The organism is Ohtaekwangia sp. (assembly GCF_036786105.1).
Classification (GTDB): Bacteria; Bacteroidota; Bacteroidia; order Cytophagales; family Cyclobacteriaceae; genus Ohtaekwangia.
In genome coordinates, this window is the sequence record NZ_DAIQRQ010000001.1 from 84,880 (window position 1) to 102,783 (window position 17,904).

18 protein-coding genes are annotated in these 17,904 nt (G+C 43.9%); 4 read left to right on the forward strand and 14 right to left on the reverse strand.

Translation table 11 applies throughout. From position 1 onward, the window contains the following. Window positions 1-60 precede the first annotated feature (60 nt). Together V7Q33_RS00415 and V7Q33_RS00420 are read left to right on the forward strand one after the other, a co-directional pair. Window positions 61-804 (forward strand): 1-(5-phosphoribosyl)-5-[(5-phosphoribosylamino)methylideneamino]imidazole-4-carboxamide isomerase, encoded by a 744-nt coding sequence (locus V7Q33_RS00415; RefSeq protein WP_331982193.1) that lies wholly within the window; start codon window positions 61-63, stop codon window positions 802-804. 63 nt (window positions 805-867) lie between these two features. Continuing rightward, entirely contained in the window at window positions 868-2,037 is a 1,170-nt protein-coding gene (locus tag V7Q33_RS00420; protein WP_333818562.1) for an AIR synthase related protein, read from the forward strand. 34 nt (window positions 2,038-2,071) lie between these two features. Here the strand turns inward: V7Q33_RS00420 and rpiB are convergent, their stop codons facing one another. The 6 genes from rpiB to V7Q33_RS00450 form a co-directional block, all read right to left on the reverse strand. Next, on the reverse strand, window positions 2,072-2,503 hold the full coding sequence (rpiB, locus tag V7Q33_RS00425; RefSeq protein WP_331982189.1) for a ribose 5-phosphate isomerase B: 432 nt from the start codon (window positions 2,501-2,503) through the stop codon (window positions 2,072-2,074). After that, complete coding sequence (gene tatC / locus V7Q33_RS00430; RefSeq protein WP_331982187.1) at window positions 2,500-3,375, reverse strand: twin-arginine translocase subunit TatC; 876 nt, start codon at window positions 3,373-3,375, stop codon at window positions 2,500-2,502. The genes rpiB and tatC overlap by 4 nt, the downstream gene beginning before the upstream one ends. Before the next feature lie 74 nt (window positions 3,376-3,449). Continuing rightward, window positions 3,450-4,718 (reverse strand): serine hydroxymethyltransferase, encoded by a 1,269-nt coding sequence (gene glyA / locus V7Q33_RS00435; RefSeq protein WP_333818563.1) that lies wholly within the window; start codon window positions 4,716-4,718, stop codon window positions 3,450-3,452. A gap of 217 nt (window positions 4,719-4,935) precedes the next feature. Next, a complete protein-coding gene (locus V7Q33_RS00440) occupies window positions 4,936-5,898 on the reverse strand; it encodes a TPM domain-containing protein (protein ID WP_333818564.1) in 963 nt (320 codons plus the stop codon). 17 nt (window positions 5,899-5,915) lie between these two features. Then, entirely contained in the window at window positions 5,916-6,671 is a 756-nt protein-coding gene (locus V7Q33_RS00445) for a TPM domain-containing protein (RefSeq protein ID WP_331982181.1), read from the reverse strand. Between the two features lie 45 nt (window positions 6,672-6,716). Then, a complete protein-coding gene (locus tag V7Q33_RS00450) occupies window positions 6,717-7,382 on the reverse strand; it encodes a TPM domain-containing protein (RefSeq protein ID WP_333818565.1) in 666 nt (221 codons plus the stop codon). A gap of 269 nt (window positions 7,383-7,651) precedes the next feature. On the opposite strand from V7Q33_RS00450, the gene V7Q33_RS00455 reads away from it, so the two are divergent. Together V7Q33_RS00455 and V7Q33_RS00460 are read left to right on the forward strand one after the other, a co-directional pair. Further along, window positions 7,652-8,260 carry a DUF2179 domain-containing protein gene (locus V7Q33_RS00455; protein WP_333818566.1) on the forward strand — a complete coding sequence of 203 codons (609 nt, stop codon included), beginning with the start codon at window positions 7,652-7,654 and terminating at the stop codon, window positions 8,258-8,260. A 53-nt stretch (window positions 8,261-8,313) separates the two neighbouring features. After that, the gene (locus tag V7Q33_RS00460) at window positions 8,314-9,237 is read left to right on the forward strand and encodes a DUF6263 family protein (RefSeq protein ID WP_333818567.1); all 924 of its coding nucleotides are present in this window, start codon (window positions 8,314-8,316) and stop codon (window positions 9,235-9,237) included. A gap of 63 nt (window positions 9,238-9,300) precedes the next feature. Here the strand turns inward: V7Q33_RS00460 and V7Q33_RS00465 are convergent, their stop codons facing one another. From V7Q33_RS00465 to V7Q33_RS00500, 8 genes are all read right to left on the reverse strand, one after another. Continuing rightward, window positions 9,301-10,791: a GH3 auxin-responsive promoter family protein gene (locus V7Q33_RS00465; protein WP_331982169.1), complete on the reverse strand. Its 1,491-nt coding sequence runs from the start codon at window positions 10,789-10,791 to the stop codon at window positions 9,301-9,303. 191 nt (window positions 10,792-10,982) lie between these two features. Continuing rightward, window positions 10,983-11,762 (reverse strand): LPS export ABC transporter ATP-binding protein, encoded by a 780-nt coding sequence (lptB, locus tag V7Q33_RS00470; RefSeq protein WP_333818568.1) that lies wholly within the window; start codon window positions 11,760-11,762, stop codon window positions 10,983-10,985. Window position 11,763: 1 nt separating this feature from the next. Further along, window positions 11,764-13,464 carry a single-stranded-DNA-specific exonuclease RecJ gene (recJ, locus tag V7Q33_RS00475; RefSeq protein ID WP_333818569.1) on the reverse strand — a complete coding sequence of 567 codons (1,701 nt, stop codon included), beginning with the start codon at window positions 13,462-13,464 and terminating at the stop codon, window positions 11,764-11,766. Window positions 13,465-13,468: 4 nt separating this feature from the next. Continuing rightward, a complete protein-coding gene (locus tag V7Q33_RS00480) occupies window positions 13,469-14,257 on the reverse strand; it encodes a hypothetical protein (protein ID WP_333818570.1) in 789 nt (262 codons plus the stop codon). A gap of 120 nt (window positions 14,258-14,377) precedes the next feature. Then, window positions 14,378-15,016 carry an Ezrin/radixin/moesin family protein gene (locus V7Q33_RS00485; protein ID WP_333818571.1) on the reverse strand — a complete coding sequence of 213 codons (639 nt, stop codon included), beginning with the start codon at window positions 15,014-15,016 and terminating at the stop codon, window positions 14,378-14,380. A 68-nt stretch (window positions 15,017-15,084) separates the two neighbouring features. Then, the gene (fumC, locus tag V7Q33_RS00490) at window positions 15,085-16,479 is read right to left on the reverse strand and encodes a class II fumarate hydratase (RefSeq protein ID WP_333818572.1); all 1,395 of its coding nucleotides are present in this window, start codon (window positions 16,477-16,479) and stop codon (window positions 15,085-15,087) included. A 377-nt stretch (window positions 16,480-16,856) separates the two neighbouring features. Then, a complete protein-coding gene (locus V7Q33_RS00495) occupies window positions 16,857-17,249 on the reverse strand; it encodes a hypothetical protein (RefSeq protein WP_331982152.1) in 393 nt (130 codons plus the stop codon). After that, window positions 17,246-17,809 carry an RNA polymerase sigma factor gene (locus tag V7Q33_RS00500; protein WP_331982149.1) on the reverse strand — a complete coding sequence of 188 codons (564 nt, stop codon included), beginning with the start codon at window positions 17,807-17,809 and terminating at the stop codon, window positions 17,246-17,248. Before V7Q33_RS00500 ends, V7Q33_RS00495 begins: the two co-directional genes overlap by 4 nt. Window positions 17,810-17,904: the final 95 nt, after the last annotated feature.

Here is a 17,904-nt window from a genome sequence, read left to right on the forward strand (position 1 = left end):
TACTACAAGGGTTTTTCAGCTTTGCATCGTAACTTGGCTCCTCAGAAAAATCTCGTATAAATGATTCAGGTAATTCCATCTATTGCCATCCGGAAAGGAAAGGTCGTGAAGATGCGCAAAGGCGATCCGACCAGCGAAAAAGCGTATGATGAAAATCCGCTTGACCTCGCCAAACGTTTCGAGGATCATGGTATTGAAGTCGTTCACCTCGTAGACCTCGATGGTGCTGAGAAGGGTTCGCCTGTTAACTGGTCGGTATTGGAGACTATATCCGGTTATACCGATCTGAAGATTGATTTTACCGGTGGTATATCTACCGATGGTGATATAAGCAAGGCTTACGAATTTGGCGCTGACTATATAACAGCTGCGAGTATTGCTGTTACCAATCCAGACCTTTTTGCTTCGTGGATCATTTCTTACGGACGCGAAAAAATTACTCTGGGTGCAGATGTAGTGGATCGCAATACACAGGAACTGTTGTTCAGAGGTTGGCAACGCAAAACGCAGATGAAACTGTTCGAACAGCTGGAATACTTTTATTCCCGTGGTTTGAAATATGTGAAGTCCACTGATGTGTCGCGCGATGGTGTATTGGAAGGCCCGGCCTTCGATTATTACCAGGACATCATCAAGGCGTTTCCAGAGATTTGCGTATTGGCCAGCGGAGGTGTTCGTGGTATTGACGACATCAAGCGTCTCAACGACATGGGAGTTTTCGCTGTAATTTTCGGCAAAGCTTATTATGAAGGCATTCTTAACCTGAAGGATCTGGAGCAGTTCCTCGTTAAGAAAGACGCTTAATTTATTTACAAGCCTATTCGCCAAGAAGGGATAATTCTTTTCTTCATTTATTGATATATACAGTTGAGTTCGGATCGCTATAATCAGCGAGGCGTTTCTGCCTCCAAAGAAGATGTTCACCAGGCCATCAGCAAACTGGACAAAGGGCTTTTTCCAAAAGCATTCTGCAAGATCGTTCCAGACTATTTAAGTCACGATGAAAATTACTGCACCGTAATGCACGCCGATGGTGCTGGCACAAAATCGTCTCTTGCCTATATATATTGGAAAGAAACTGGTGATGCATCTGTATGGAAAGGTATAGCCCAGGATGCGATCATCATGAACATTGATGACCTGCTGTGCGTAGGTGCAACAGAAAATATATTGCTGTCTTCTACCATTGGTCGTAACAAAAATCTGATTCCGGGCGAAGTAATTGCTGCCATTATCAACGGAACGGAGGAAGTGTTGACTATGCTGCGCAAGCACGGTCTTAACATTATTAGCACAGGAGGGGAGACAGCCGATTTAGGTGATCTTGTAAAAACTATTGTTGTCGACAGTACGGTAGTAAGCCGCATGAAGCGGAAAGATGTAATTGATAACAGCAATATACAGGCAGGCGATGTAATTGTAGGGCTGGCATCTTATGGCCAAACTACCTACGAAGAATCTTACAACGGAGGCATGGGCAGCAACGGTTTAACCTCTGCACGGCACGATGTTTTTCACAAGCAGTATGCGTCCAAATATCCGGAGTCTTTTGATGGGAGTATATCTGCAAACCTGGTATACGCTGGCTCGTGTAAAGTTACCGATGCTGTGGACGGCTCACCTATCGATGCTGGCAAACTTGTGCTTTCACCAACACGTACGTATGCCCCGGTAATTATTGAAGTACTAAAAAATCTGCGTCAGCATATTCATGGCATGGTGCATTGCAGCGGTGGAGCACAAACCAAAGTTCTTCATTTTGTAGACCATGTTCATGTTATAAAAGATAACCTGTTTCCTGTACCTCCACTTTTCAAGCTTATTCAGCAACAGAGTAAAACCGATTGGAAAGAGATGTATAAGGTTTTCAATATGGGCCATCGTATGGAGCTTTATCTGAGCGAGCAATATGCGCAGGTGATAATAGACATTGCGAAGAGCTTTAACATGGAAGCCCAGATCATCGGACGTGTGGAAAAATCCGATTCCAAAAAAGTTACCATTAAAACAGGAACCGGTGAGTTCAGCTATATCTAAGCTGGGTTGTCTGACAAAGTCTCTCTAAAATTCTTTAGCAGCTAATTTTCGAAACACGGTTCGCATGGCGGCCACCTTCAAATTTTTCGCTTAGAAATTTATCGCTGATCTTTTTAGCATCATCCAGGCTGATGAAGCGTGCCGGTATACAAACAATGTTTGCATCGTTATGTTGGCGAGCTAAGCCTGCCAGCTCTTCTGTCCAGCAAATAGCGGCACGTATACCCTGATGTTTGTTTGCTGTTATGGCTACACCGTTCGCACTGCCGCATACCAATATACCCATATCAAATTCTTTGTTCTCTACAGCACTGGCTACCGGATGTGCAAAGTCAGGATAGTCTGCAGAAGCTGTACTGTAAGTTCCAAAGTCTTTATAGCTGTAACCATTTTCTTCCAGCCACTGGCGGAGGGCTTCTTTATATTCAAATCCGGCGTGATCGCTGCCTATTGCTATATTTTTCATGATGCTGATGGTGTAGATTGTTCTTCGCGCATACGCTCTTCAGCTTCCTGCTTCAGTCTCTGTTTTTCTACGCGCGCTGATATTAAGATACTGATTTCAAAAAGTAAATACAACGGAATCGAGATTAAGGTCTGGCTCAACGGATCGGGAGGTGTGATGATAGCTGCTACAATCAGGATAACGATCACTGAATGCTTCCGGTATTTCCTCAAAAAGGCTGGCGTTACCAGGCCAAATTTCGAGAGGAAGAAAATAACAACCGGCAATTGAAACAGCAAACCACTTCCCAACACAAGCGTGAGTACTGTGGTTACATAGGAAGTGATGTCAAATTCATTCTTGATCATATCACTGATCTTGTAGTTCACCATGATGTATACCATGAGTGGAGCAATGATATAGTACCCGAAAGAAATACCGGCCAGGAATAAACCAGATACGGCACCTACCACGCCTTTGGAGTTTTTGCGTTCATTTACACGCAGCCCTGGCCTGATGAAGCGCCATAGTTCCCACACTACATACGGAAATGCAAACACGAGGCCCAACACAAAAGCCGCAATAATGGTGATGGTGAACTGACCTGTCATGAAGCGGCTTTGCAGCACGAGTGGAATATCTTCAATACAGAGGTCGGGCGAATTAAAAGCGTGACCAATTTTACAAAGCATCCGCCACGTCCAGAAGTCTGCTTTGGCTGGCGCAAGAATTACACTGTTGAATACCCATTTCACTTCAATAAAAGCGAAAATAGTAAACACTACTATCGCCACCATTGAGCGGATAACATGCCACCGAAGTTCCTCGAGATGATCGAGAAATGACATTTCCTTTTCTCCACTTTCGTCTATCGTGTCCTGATCTAATGGCATGGTTGTAGAAATTATAAAAAGACCTTCTGGATTTATTTTCAAAACCACAGAAGGTCCGAATGTTTAAGTCAAAATTAATACAGCGGAAACTTCTCCATCAAGCGGTTTACTTTTTTCTTCACCGATTTGAGGTGTTTCGTGTCATCTACCTTCTGGAGTGCTTCATCGATCAGCTCTACTACTTTTACTACGTCTTTTTCTTTCAAGCCGCGTGTAGTAATCGCAGGGGTTCCGATGCGCATTCCTGACGTTACCATTGGCGATTGTGTATCGAATGGCACCATATTCTTGTTGATGGTGATATCGGCCTGTATCAATGATTCTTCCGCTTGTTTGCCGGTGAGTTTCTTCGAGCGAAGATCAATCAGCATTAAATGGTTATCGGTTCCGCCGGATATGATTTTGTAGCCTTTATCGAGGAATGCCTGTGCCATGGCTTTCGCGTTTTTGGCAACCTGCACAATATACTCCATGTATTCGTCTGAAAGCGCTTCCTGAAATGCGATTGCTTTTGCTGCAATTACATGTTCCAGCGGACCGCCTTGTGTGCCTGGAAATACGCCAGAATCCAACACAGACGACATTTTTCTTAATTCGCCTTTGGGGGTTTTCAATCCAAACGGATTATCGAAATTTTTTCCAACCAGGATCAAACCTCCACGAGGACCGCGTAATGTTTTATGTGTTGTTGTTGTCACTACGTGGCAGTACTCCATCGGATCGTTCAATAACCCGCGGGCAATTAAGCCTGCCGGGTGAGAGATGTCTGCCAATAGTATAGCACCTACACTATCCGCAGCTTCGCGAAGTTTTTTATAATCCCAATCGCGGCTATAAGCAGAAGCTCCGCAGATGATCATCTTCGGTTTTTCGCGCTGGGCAGTTTCTATTACTTTATCGAAATCAATAACACCGGTTGCTTCTTCCACACCATAAAACATCGGCTGGTATAATTTACCGGAGAAGTTTACCGGAGATCCGTGTGTAAGGTGTCCGCCATGTGAAAGGTCGAAGCCCAGAATTTTATCCCCGGGCTTGAGGCAGGCCAGCATTACAGCAGCATTAGCCTGCGCACCAGAGTGGGGCTGAACGTTTGCCCATTCTGCACCAAACAATTCTTTAGCACGGTCTATCGCTAATTGTTCAATCTCATCTACTACCTCGCACCCACCGTAGTAGCGTTTGCCAGGAAGGCCTTCTGCATACTTGTTGGTGAGCACAGTTCCCATGGCTTTCATCACTTGCTGAGAAGTAAAGTTCTCGGAAGCGATCAGTTCAATGCCATGCTGCTGGCGTTCTTTTTCTTTTTCAATGAGGTCGAAAATTACTTTATCTCTTTTCATCAGGAAGTGGTTTGTTTTTCAGGATTGGGGGTGACGTTTACCGTTCTTGGCGCTATGCGAATTACCTCGTTCGGCTTTCATATAGATGGGTTTAAAGAAGGCCCAAAAATAGGATTAGATACCTGCTATTGAAATGATTGTCTTTTATTTTTTATGGTTTAAAACAGGTTTATGCCTAACGGTAATTCGTGTATTTGATTCCTTTCAAAAGAAAAATTTACCAGGAGTCGCTGCTTCCTCCTCCTCCAAAACTTCCGCCACCACCGGAGAAGTCGCTGCTACTGCTTCCACTCGACCAGTCGCTACTACTGCTGCCACTTGACCATGAGCTGCTACCGGTATCAAACCAGGCAGATGCTGACGATTTCCTTCGGGCGCTTGCACCGCCACGATTAAGTTTGCTCAGTTTCTTCTTATACCATGCCGAACGCTGCAGCAACATTCTGGCTATGGGGAAACCAACGAGATATATACCCAAGGCAATCATACCTCCGGCAAAGCCCAACACAATCCACGGAAACACCGCGTAGAATATTACGAGAAAGGCATAGATAAACCAGCCAGCTTTGTCGCGTATGCATATTCCCAGCACCGTAAAAATTCCCAGTATACCGAAGATAAACGCTCCAATCAGCAATCGTTCTGTAAGTGTCATGTCTGCATCAGACGACAGATCGGGTTCATCGGAAGCAGTATACTCGCCATGTATGGCAGCAATGATCGCATCGATAGCGGCCGTTACACCTTCATCGTATCGCTGGGCACGAAAATTCGGTGCTATTTCATTTCGCAAAATTCTTCGTGAAACGGCATCGGTTAAAGCACCTTCCAAACCGTAGCCCACTTCAATGCGCATCTTCCTGTCGTCTACTGCGATGAGCAGCAGCACTCCGTTGTCTTTATCTTTTGTTCCAAGCTTCCAAACATCGTGTGCAACATGCAACGCGTACTCTTCCAACACTTCGCCATCCAAGGAAGGAATAATGAGTATAGCAATTTGATTGGAAGTAGAATCTTCGTGTTGTTTCAGTTTTAATTCCAGCGAATCGATAACGCCCTGCGAGAGTATATGCGCTTCGTCATGTACGCGATGTCCCCACAACGCAGGCACTGCACGTTGAGCCAGGCACGTCAGGTGTACGAATAACAAAACGGAAAAAGATAACAGGAATTTATTCATCGGCAGCCAAAACAGTTTTACCACGAATCGCTCGAACCTCCGCCGCCGAAACTTCCACCACCACCGAAGTCAGAGCCACCACCTCCGCCTCCCCAGGAGCTTCCACCTCCGCCACCACCAAAGCCTCCACCCAGTGGACCAATCCACCATCCGCCACGTGATGACCAATGCCCTCCGCGGCCACCGCCACCACCTCTGCGAGCGGCAAAAATGATAATAATCAATATGATGAGTAATGTAAAGAGCGGAGAGCTTTTACGATTTTTCTTTTGCGTTGGAGGCGGTGCATCATTTTTATACTCACCTTTTATAGCCTGAATGATTGCCATCACTCCGGCTTTCACTCCGCCATCAAAATCACCCTGCCGGAAGTGAGGCGCTATTTCATTTCGGTTTATACGACTGGATAGCGCATCGGTTAAAACACCTTCTAATCCATAGCCGGTTTCGATTCGAACCAGTCGATCGTTTATCGATATAAGCAGCAGTGCTCCGTTGTCTTTATCTTTTTGGCCCAGTTTCCATTTCTCTGCCACACGAAGAGAATAATCTTCCAGTGCATCGCCATCCAGCGAGGGTATAATCAATACAGCAATCTGGTTGGATGTAGAATCTCTTTCTGCTTTAAGTATACCTTCGAGCTCTGCCTCTGTAGCAGCCGAAAGAACGTTGGCTTCATCGTGCACCCACTTGCCGCCATGCTCTGGAATGCTGCGTTGTGCAAATGAAAAGACAGGGATAAGAAAAAGGATTAAAAGCTTTCTGAAGATCATGCGCGGTTCAAATGGTTAGGATTTGCCGGAACATATATGCCGGAGTTAACGGTCGAAACGTAGTTCATCTCCCAGTTCATTGGTGTCATCATCAGTTTTATAAAATCCTTTTTCAAGCAGAATTTCTCCGCAGCGTTTGATTGAAGCTTCCAAACCTTCTACAATTTTACCGCTTCGTATATGAGCAATTAGGTCTGCAACAATTTTATCCCACTGTTTTTGTTCTACCACTTTGCTGATGCCTTTATCTGCCATTACAATCACTTCATGCTCAAAGAACGAGATGAAGATCATGATGCCGGTGCGATGACGTGTGTTAAAAACTTCTTCTTCGAGAAAAGCATTCTCTGCACGCTGGCGTGTTGAGTAATCTAAATGCCGTTGGCTGATCAATGATTTTTTTAGCGGATCTATAAAGTTGGGAAGAATAGCCCCCAGCACACCGCCAATGATCACCGCAATGAATATAAAAACCGGATCGTAATAAAGTGTGTTGGTTGCATCGGTAATAATATACCGGTCGAGCACAATCATGAACAGAAAGACCAGCGAAGCTCCTACTAAACTACCACGATAGTTTCCTTCTACATAGTGGCCGCTGCGTTCTACAATAACAGGTACAATCTCTCCGGAGATTTTGTCTTCTGCATCTTTTACAGCTTGCTTTATTCTTTGAAGATCGCTATCCGAGAATTTCTGTTTCAGGTTCATGTTTATAGGCTGTTGGTTTTTATGATTTGTGCTCTTGCAGGTTTAGCAGGTAGCGCAAAAAAGATGGATGCAAGGATCGGGCGCGATTGATGGTATTCGATTTTTGTAAAATGATCTCATGTCTCGGGAGGATAAAGTTACTCAGTCAGTCCCGCATTAAAAAACATCCTTGGCTTAAACAAATCAAAAACACCGCTCTCATTTAGATGCCCTGGCTGCTATCTTTAACATCAAGTTAGTCGGCGTTTTACTTTAAATATTTCAAGGCGATGGAGGATTTCTTTATCAATACTTTAGGAACATCGGAAGGGGTTTTCAGTTTCATAATTCTTCCCTTTCTTATCTTTCTGGCTCGTATTGCAGATGTTTCCATTAATACCATTCGCATTATTTATGTATTGGGTGGCCGGAAAATGACAGCTACGATCTTAGGCTTCTTTGAATCATTTATCTGGCTGATGGCGATCCGGCAAATATTCGAGCACCTGGATAACTGGATTTGTTATGTGGCCTATCCGGCAGGATTTGCCACCGGCATTCTGGTCGGCATGATGATCGAAGAACGTATTGCCTACGGAAAAGTAATTGTGCGTATCATTACACGAAAGGAAGTTTATCATCTTCTTGCCTTTCTATCGGCCAGGAATTTTCGCTATACACAAGTAAAAGCAGAAGGACCCGATGGACACGAGAATCTTGTTTTCACGGTGCTGGAGCGCGAACATTTAGATGAGCTGCTGTTCAAGCTGAAGGAGATACTGCCCAGTGCATTCTATACTGTAGAGCGAGTAAATCGTGCTGCCGAAAGTGGCACGATTGTGCAGGAAACTACCCGATGGAGCATAGCCTCCTGGTTGAAAAGTATAAAACGAGATTAACGCTATTTTTGCATTCTTTACTTTCTTAAACCTATAACAACCCAACAATCTGCATGAAAGCTTTACGGTTCTCCTCTCTACTGATTATTCTTTGTTCTTTCGCCTTACCTCCGAAAGAAGTAAAACTGGAATATATTTTTAAAGTTGGCGATTTGCACAACTGGTCTCAAACATCCAAGCAAACTATTACTCAAACTGTGCCAGGCGTTGGTGAAATGGTTATTACCGCAGCCACAGATGCTTCTATGCAAATGAAGGTTGTTGAACTTACAGCTACCGGTGCAAAGATTGAAACTACTTACTCCAAAGTAAAAATGTTTATGAAGATGCCGGCACCCATGGGAGATGTAGCGATGGATAGCGATGGCGATGCGGAAAATCTTCAAAACAAAATGATGAAGAGCATGACGCAGAAGCCCTTTTATATCTTTATGAACAAGCAAGGTGTAATCGAGAAAGTAGAAGGTACTGATAAACTTTATTCCGGCATTTCAGAACTTGGTCTTGAAGCTGCTGCTGCCGAACAGGCAAAGCAATCTCTTCAACAAGCGCTCAGCGAGCAGTCTATCAAAGCTAGTATAGAATCATCGCTCATTCAGTATTCGGCAGCTAAAGTGAAGGTTGGCGATACCTGGAAAAATTCAGTAGGCACTGCTTTGAACTTCCCAACCCAGATCAACAATACCTGGAAATTTGAAAAGCTCGAAGGTTCTATTGCAACCATAAACAGTGATGGCATCGTAGTAACTACCGACAAGGAAAAAGTAATTACCATCAATGGTTTAAAGGCCAAGGTAAATTTCAACGGCCATCAAATGACGAAAGGAACTGTAGATACAAAAAGCGGCTGGCCTTCAGAAATTCAATTGGTATCGGAGATTAATGGAACCATGACGTTGCTGGCAGGAGGGATGTTGCCGTCTGACACCGATGTTCCGATGAAGATTTTAAGTGAAGGTACTTTTACGATCAAGTAATAGAGACATACCGGTATATATTTCATTCATAACAGAGCGTAGTATATACCGGTAATTTTTAGATCAGGCTTCGGCCATCATTTTTAGTATATCATCCACATACTCGCGTGTGTTTGAGAGACGAGGAACTTTATTCTGCCCACCCAGTTTCCCTCGACTTTTCATCCAGTTATAGAACGTTCCTTCGTCAACACTATGAATGCGTGGTTCGATCAAGGCCAGATCGTGTGCGCGTTTTGCATCATAGTCGGAATTTATCTCTCGCAAAACTTTATCAAGTATTTTGGTAAAGTGTTCCAGACTTGAAGGTTTTTTTTTGAACTCCACAATCCACTCATGTCCGCCTTTTTTACCGTGATCCAAATATATAGGGCCCGCTGTAAAGTTCTCGATAATGGCTCCGGTTTGCTCGCATGCTTTTGCTATCGCTGTTTCGGCATTCTCTACAATAAGCTCTTCGCCAAATGCATTGATGAAATGTTTTGTGCGACCTGAAATTTTTATACGATAAGGAGAAAGCGAAGTAAATTTTACCGTGTCGCCAATATTATAGCGCCATAAGCCGGCATTGGTAGAAATTACCATCGCGTAATTGGTATTCAATTCTACTTCACTCAACTGTAAGGCTCGCGGGTTTTCCTTATCGAGTTCGCCAACCGGAATAAACTCGTAAAAAATTCCATAGTCGAGCATGAGTAACATTTCTTCCGAACCACGCTGATCCTGTATACCGAAAAATCCTTCGCTGGCATTATATATCTCCCAGTAATTCATACGGTCGAAAGGAATCAGTGTCTTGAACAACGCACGATAGGGAGTAAACGAAACAGCACCATGGAAAAACGCTTCGAGGTTTGGCCACACTTCCAGTATATTGTTCTTTCCTTCCAGTTCTACCACGCGTTGAATAAGCAGTAGGGTCCACGTGGGCACACCGGCAATGTTGGTAACATTATCGCGCGCAGTTTCGCGCGCCATTTTTTCAATCTTCTCTTCCCAGTTTCCCATCAACGCTGTTTCAAGACTAGGCGTGCGAATGAATTGCGCCCATTGCGGAAGGTTCTGCATAATCACTGCAGACACATCACCATAGTAAGATGTAGCACTCGGATCAAAATCGTTTATTTGGTGACTCCCGCCCACGGCCAAGCCTTTCCCATCAAACAAAGTTGTATTGGGAAAATTATTAACATAGATCGATATAAGATCTTTACCGCCTTTAAAATGACAATCTTCCAAAGCTTCTTGCGATACTGGTATAAATTTGCTGCGCGCATTTGTGGTTCCTGAAGATTTTGAAAACCATTTTATTTCGGTTGGCCACAAGATATTCTGCTCTCCACGCATGAGGCGTTCAATGGAAGGGAACAGATCCTCGTATGTGTGGATAGGTACGCGTTCCCGAAACTGCTCGTAGCTCTGAATGCTGGCAAAATCATACTGTTCGCCAAACTCCGTATAGCGTGCAGTTTGAATGAGTTTTCTGAAAATCTCATCCTGCACTTCATGCGGATATTTCATGAAGAGCTCAATCTGATGAATGCGCTTCTTCATGACCCAGGTCAATATGGAATTGATCAGTCCCATTTACATGTGTGTAGCAAAATCAAAAATAATAAAACCGGGGGATTTGTCTTGGGTGTATTAAGCAGACAAAAAGATTAAATGGCTATCGATTACACGCTGGTTATCATCCACAAACATTGATTTTTAGCTTGCAGATAAAGATTTACAAAAAGGAGAGATTAAAGGCCTTCGGATGGATCTGCCCACTGATCCTCATTCTGTATGGTAACTTTTGCTCTACGCAACTCGAAGTTTTGCCCAAGGTATACTTTGCGTACTTGCGGGTCGCTTGCCAGTTCCTGGGCTGTGCCTGATTTAAATAATTTTCCATCCACCATAAGGTAAGCGCGATCGGTAATGGATAGTGTTTCATCAACGTTGTGATCGGTAATGAGTATACCTATATTTTTATTCTTCAGCTTGGCAACAATAGTTTGGATCTCTTCCACGGCTATTGGATCTACACCAGCAAAGGGTTCATCGAGTAACACAAATTTAGGATCAACAGCGAGGGCACGAGCAATCTCTGTTCTTCTTCGCTCGCCTCCGGAAAGAGACATACCCATGTTCTTGCGTACTTTGTGCAGACTAAATTCTTCGATCAGCTCATCTACTTTTTCTTTTCGCTGCTGTGCCGAGAACCCGCGCATCTCCAACACTGACATGATGTTCTCTTCTACGGTAAGCTTTCTGAAAACTGAAGCTTCCTGCGCCAGGTATCCTAAACCTATACGTGCTCTTTGATACATGGGTAATGGTGTGATCTCCTGATCATCGAGGAAAATTTTTCCCTCGTTCGGTTTTATCAAACCCACAATCATATAGAAAGAGGTTGTTTTACCAGCACCATTGGGACCTAGCAAACCTACAATTTCTCCCTGAGCAACCTGCACAGAAACGTTGTTTACAACGGTGCGGGTTTTATATTTCTTCACGAGATTCTCTGCACGCAAAACCATGTCAGTGAAATTTAATGTCTTTAATTCTTAATTGAATGGACGTTGTCCCATTAAATGTATTCTCCTCCACCGTAAAAGTCATCCGGAAAAGATCGCGCCTCGATAGTCTGTCATAGTGTTCGGCCAGATCAAATCCCACCGCCTGAAATACACTATCGCTGCCTTCCTGCGCAGCCAGAAAACGAACGTGCTTGTCTTTAAAAGACGACAGCGAATTGAAAACATAAATATTGCTGGCCTCAAAAACCGGCCGCGGATTTTCCGGACCAAAAGGAGCCATCTGTTTTAATACATTTAAAAATTTTGGTGTAATGCTGTTAAAGTGCAGCGGCATATCAATTTCGATAACGGGTGTGAGCATTTCTTCTGTTATAGTTGAAGAAACTACTTCTTCAAATCTCCTCTGAAAGGATTCGAGGTTTTGAATATCGAGTGTTAACCCGGCAGCGTACTTGTGCCCTCCAAATTTCTCGAGCAGATCGCTACATTCTAAAATGGCGCTATAAAGATCAAAGCCATTCACGCTTCTGGCGGAACCTGTAATTTTATTGTTAGACTCTGTCAAGATCACGGTGGGTCTGTAATATTTCTCTACACACCGAGCAGCAACTATGCCAATTACTCCTTTATGCCACGTGTTCTTAAACAATACCGTTGATTTAGCCGAGCGCAATGCCGCATCATTTTCGATCATGGCAATGGCCTCTTCGGTTATATCTGAATCGAATTGCTTACGAAGATCGTTCTTTACATTCACCTTCTCAGCCAAGTCATTCGCCTCCTGTTCTGTCTTGGCAATAAGTAATTCAACTGCCGCTCGTGCATGAGCTACTCTTCCGGCGGCATTGATGCGCGGCCCCAGAGTAAATACAACCCCGGAAATATCCAGATCGTTTTTAATGGTTGCTATTTCCTTTAAGGCTTTTAGCCCTGGTGACGGATCATCATTAAGCTTGCGTAAACCAAAATAGGCAAGCGTACGATTTTCCCCAGTGATCGGAACAATGTCTGAAGCTATACTTACCGCAACAAGATCGAGGTATTGGTATAACTCCTGTTCGTCACGAAACCTTTGCGCGTAGGCCTGGACAAGTTTAAAACCTATACCGCAGCCACTTAATTCTTTATAAGGATATGTACAATCTTTTCTCTTCGGGTCCAACACAGCTACTGCATGGGGAATATTATCGTCCGGCAAGTGGTGATCGCAAATAATAAAATCAATGCCCTTGTGATGCGCTACATCAATGAGCTCCGAAGATTTTATACCACAATCGAGAGCAATAATAAGGGTATATCCATTTTGCTCGGCCCACTCTATACCGGCCAGAGAAACACCGTAGCCTTCGGCATAACGGTCGGGTATATATACCTCGCAGTTGCTATAAAAATTATAGATATAGCTAAAAACCAATGATACAGCCGTGGTTCCGTCTACATCGTAATCGCCATAGATGAGTATTTTCTCTTCTGAATCAATGGCCTGCTTGAGCCGGTTTATGGCCTTCTCCATATCCTTCATCAAAAAAGGATCGTGAAGATGCTCCAGTGAGGGGCGGAAAAAATCTTTTGCGTTCTTAAAATCCGTTATGCCACGCTGCAGTAAAATGGAAGTGAGACAGCGGTTAACATTAATTGCTTGTGAAAGTTGATCTACTTCCTGGGATGAGGGTATTTCTTTTTGAATCCATCGTTTATACATCTTGCTAGTTTGATTCGAAGTTTATAGTGCCCTGATTACCAGATTTGCCACTGGCACTTTCGGTTCCGGGTAAACCATCCTTTCCATTTTTGCGGGCAGGCCCCAATCCGGCAGGTCCGCGATATCCGGCTCTCCCGGGAGAACCTGCATAGCCTCCGGTAATTCTTACCACGATCTGTTTTTTGCCGATCATGTCCTTCATCCAGGAGGCAATTGCGCCATTCAGCGTTAATGTTCCTCCGTTCGCACCGTTGCCACCAGGGCCAGCATTGCCGCCATTGGCGCCATCGCCACCCAAGCAATGAACAGTGCCGGGGCTGCCGCCTCCACCGTTTCCACCATTTCCACCTTTGCCACCTTCACCGCCCCGAAGATCGATGATCAGCGTTCCGTTCAGTGTTATTCTTTCAAGATACAGAAAAAGGTTGATGCCCGGAGCACCATCCAGCCCACGACCTCCATTTGTTCCCGGTTGTCCGGAGCTGCAAGGCACAGAAGGACTTAGTCCTGGTTTGCCATCTCTCCCTGGCTTACCATCAATACCCCGTCCGTCAATCACACAGTGGTTTCCAAAAATGGCCGTTTGTACCCTGAGATAATTTTCGCGTTTCAATTTGTTCAGCACCAGGCGAGATGAGTCGAGCATGATGAGCGTATCTGCCACAAGAATATCAGACTGCCCTATATCATATACTTCATTCTTTTTAATCACCAGCGTTCCCACACGAATTTGTGCCAGAAGTGTAACGGGTAAAAGGAATAATATCAGTATAAGAGTTTTAGAGCGGGTCATTTCCACAAAAATAAGCAGCGCAGGTTGTTTAAGGACTATCTACTGTTTTTGGACTGACTTGTAAGAAACGAAAAAAGCAGTGCTTTACCACTGCTTTTTTATTTAATCCGTAAATGATTTTTACTTAGAGCTTTCCGCAGGCTTTTCATTCACTACGCCTTCCAGCACATCTTTGATCTCTACGCGCTGTCCATCTTTGTACGGAACAATCCAGGCATCTTTCACACCCATTTCGCGCATGTATTTTTTGAATGTATCGGCTTCCCAGTAGTCGCGGAAAATTCCGATTGTTACTTTCTGAGGTTCACCTTCTTTTACTTCGCCACCAAAGTTCGGATTGTTATCAAAATACTTTGCGAGATCTTTATTCTTGAATGCACCAATCTGAACTTTAAACACAATGCCTTTCGAGAAGTCCATCGGGTTTATAACCGGAGTTTCTTTCAGTTGCGCAAGTTCTGCTTTGGTAGCGGTAAGCTGGCCTTTTGCCTGTGTAAGTTCATCTTCAAGTTGTGCGAGCTTTGTATCTTTCTCGCTGATCTGCCCTTGCATCTGTGTTACTTTTTGATTCAGGGAAGACACCTGCGATTCTGCCGCCTGTTTTTCTTCTGTTAATTGCTTAAGTGATTCCGGACTCTTGGAAAATTCTTTGGCTTTTTTCTTCCATTCCTTCTTTTCCTGTTTTGAAAGTTGTCCGAAAACTAGTGAAGATGAAAAAATGAAAGCCAGACAAAAAAATAAAGTAAGTCTATATTTCATGGCTTATTGGTTTAAATCCCATTAAAAGTACAAATAAATTTATAATCTTTTTCAGAAAGGCCTATTTATCAAAGGCTTCCCACCATTTTTTCAGGTCTTACCCATTGGTCAAATTGCTCTGATGTGAGTAATCCCAACTCAACCGCAGCTTCGCGCAAGGTCTTGTTTTCCTTATGAGCCTTCTTGGCAATCTTCGCTGCATTTTCATAGCCAATGTGGGTATTGAGTGATGTTACCAGCATCAAAGAGTTTTCGAGGTGCTGTTTAATGATCGGCTCATTCGGCTCTATGCCTTCCGCACACTTATCATTGAATGACACACACGCATCGCCAATCAGTCTGGCCGATTGCAATACGTTGGAAGCAATAACAGGTTTGAAAACGTTGAGCTCGAAATGTCCCATAGAACCACCTACCGATACCGCTACGTCATTTCCGATAACCTGAGCACATACCATGGTTAAGGCCTCAGGTTGCGTGGGGTTTACCTTGCCCGGCATGATAGATGAACCTGGTTCGTTATCCGGAATAATGATTTCACCAATACCGGAGCGAGGACCAGAACTTAACATACGGATATCGTTCGCGATTTTCATAAACGATACGGCTGCTCGCTTTAATGCTCCCGACAATTCTACCATTGCATCGTGTGCCGCGAGTGCTTCAAATTTATTGGGTGCTGTAACGAATGGAAGACCGGTAAGTTCTGCTATCTTTTTAGCAACCAGCACATCATAGCCTTTGGGCGTGTTCAGACCCGTGCCTACAGCAGTACCCCCAAGCGCCAATTCGCGTACAACTTCCAACGCATTCTTGATTGCGCGGACACTGTTATCAATCTGCTGAACGTATCCTGAAAATTCCTGACCGAGTGTAAGTGGCGTAGCATCCATAAAGTGCGTACGACCCGTCTTAACAATATTTTTATAGGTTTCAGATTTTCTAGCCAATGTATTGCGCAGCTTCGTCATGCCCGGCAACGTAATATCCACTACCTGCTTGTAGGCTGCAATGTGCATGGCAGTAGGGAATGTATCGTTTGACGATTGTGATTTATTCACATCATCGTTCGGGTGCAGCACTTTTTTTTCATCGGTAAGTTTGCCCCCTTGCAACACGTGTGCTCGGTAAGCTATTACCTCGTTTACGTTCATATTGCTTTGTGTGCCTGAACCGGTTTGCCAGATCACCAGTGGAAATTCGTTATCCAGTTTTCCGGCGAGAATCTCATCACACACTTTTGCGATCAAATCTTTCTTTTCTGCTGTAAGAACACCAAGTTCCTGGTTTGCCATGGCAGCAGCTTTTTTCAAATAGGCGAAGGCGTATATAATTTCCTTCGGCATACTCGCTTCCGGGCCAATCTTAAAATTGTTTCGTGAACGTTCGGTTTGGGCTCCCCAGTATTTATCGGCAGGAACCTGCACCTCTCCCATGGTGTCTTTTTCAATGCGATAGCTCATAGCAGAATTTTTAATTTGTGCGGCAAAAATATAGCAAGCGATCACAAAAGCGAAACGATTGCAGGCCGGATCACAAGCCTGTCATGAAAAAGTTTCAGACCCGGGCAGAGAAAGAAATTAAACTGGTAAACTGACGGAGCTTGTTTGAATTCAGCACACAACGTTCAAAAACGTGAATCCGAGATTATCAGCAATGATTTTCTTTACAGCAGACTCTGAGATAAGTCGCTGTCAGAAATTCATCCGATACCTGATTCAATCGGTTTGCCCAGCCATGAAAAAGCCTGTTCTTCATTACCCGCGTCAAGATCATGTCTTTTAACGGGTAACTTTATGCGCGCCAGCCTGCATACTCGGTCAAATCGAGCATTGAAAAATTATAATGCAGTATGTTTTGTGCGGATAAATTTCCGGTCGATCCAGTTCAGCAAGAGTATAAAAAGACCACCAAAAAGAAATACACCTTTATAGTTTGCTATCGCCGATAGGAATCCTGCTGTGGGTACAAAGCCGGCAAAAGCGGAAGTGACGATCATAACAATAAAGAGCACAACAATACCTGCTACCAACCAAAAGTGCTCGCGTTTTAAAGAACGACTTTGTTGCAGCTCGATCTTTTTAACAACAGATAAAGCAAAGTTCTTTGGCAAAGAATATTCCGGCTTTTTTTGAAGAGCGTTGAACACCTGCTGGTAAACTTTATCATCCGGTTCGGAAGAAACAAATCCAGCTTCTATTTTTTCCTGAAGTTTTTTATCGTCTTCGCTCATAGCAATTCTTCTTTAGCAATATACTTCTTTACTTTTTCTTTCAGGAGCATGCGTGCCCTAAAAAGATAGTTCTTTACGGTGCCCTCTGGCATTGAAGTTACTTCTCCAATTTCCTCATAGCTCATGCCTTCCAGATGATATAACGTAAGCACAGTTTTATAACTGGCAGGCAGTTGATCAACCAACTTCAAAACAAAATGGTCCATGTCTTTTTCTTCCAGCAGTGACTCTGGGTTTTCATCTTCAATAAAGAATGATGAAAATCGTTCTTCATCAGGAATATCGTCTAACTTGATCTTGCGCTTACGCAGGTGATTGATGGCGTGGCGATAAGCAATGGTTGCTATCCATGTGGAGAGCCTGGATTGAAAATTAAATTCGCCAAGTTTTTCGTAGACTTTCAAAAATACATCCTGGCAAAGCTCTTCCCGCTCTTCATCATTTTTCACCAGGCGGCCAACCATGTGGGCAACGAGCCTTTCATGCTGTTTGATCAACAGCGTGAAGGCCTGCATATCTCCCTGTATAGTTTTAGAGATGAGCGCCCGATCATTTATCATTGGTCCGTTAGACAATGCCGGCAAAGAAGATGTTGCAGGAAAGTAATAAAATTTTCAAGCCAAAGAATTTGCTTGAAAAAAGGAAACAGGCTCTG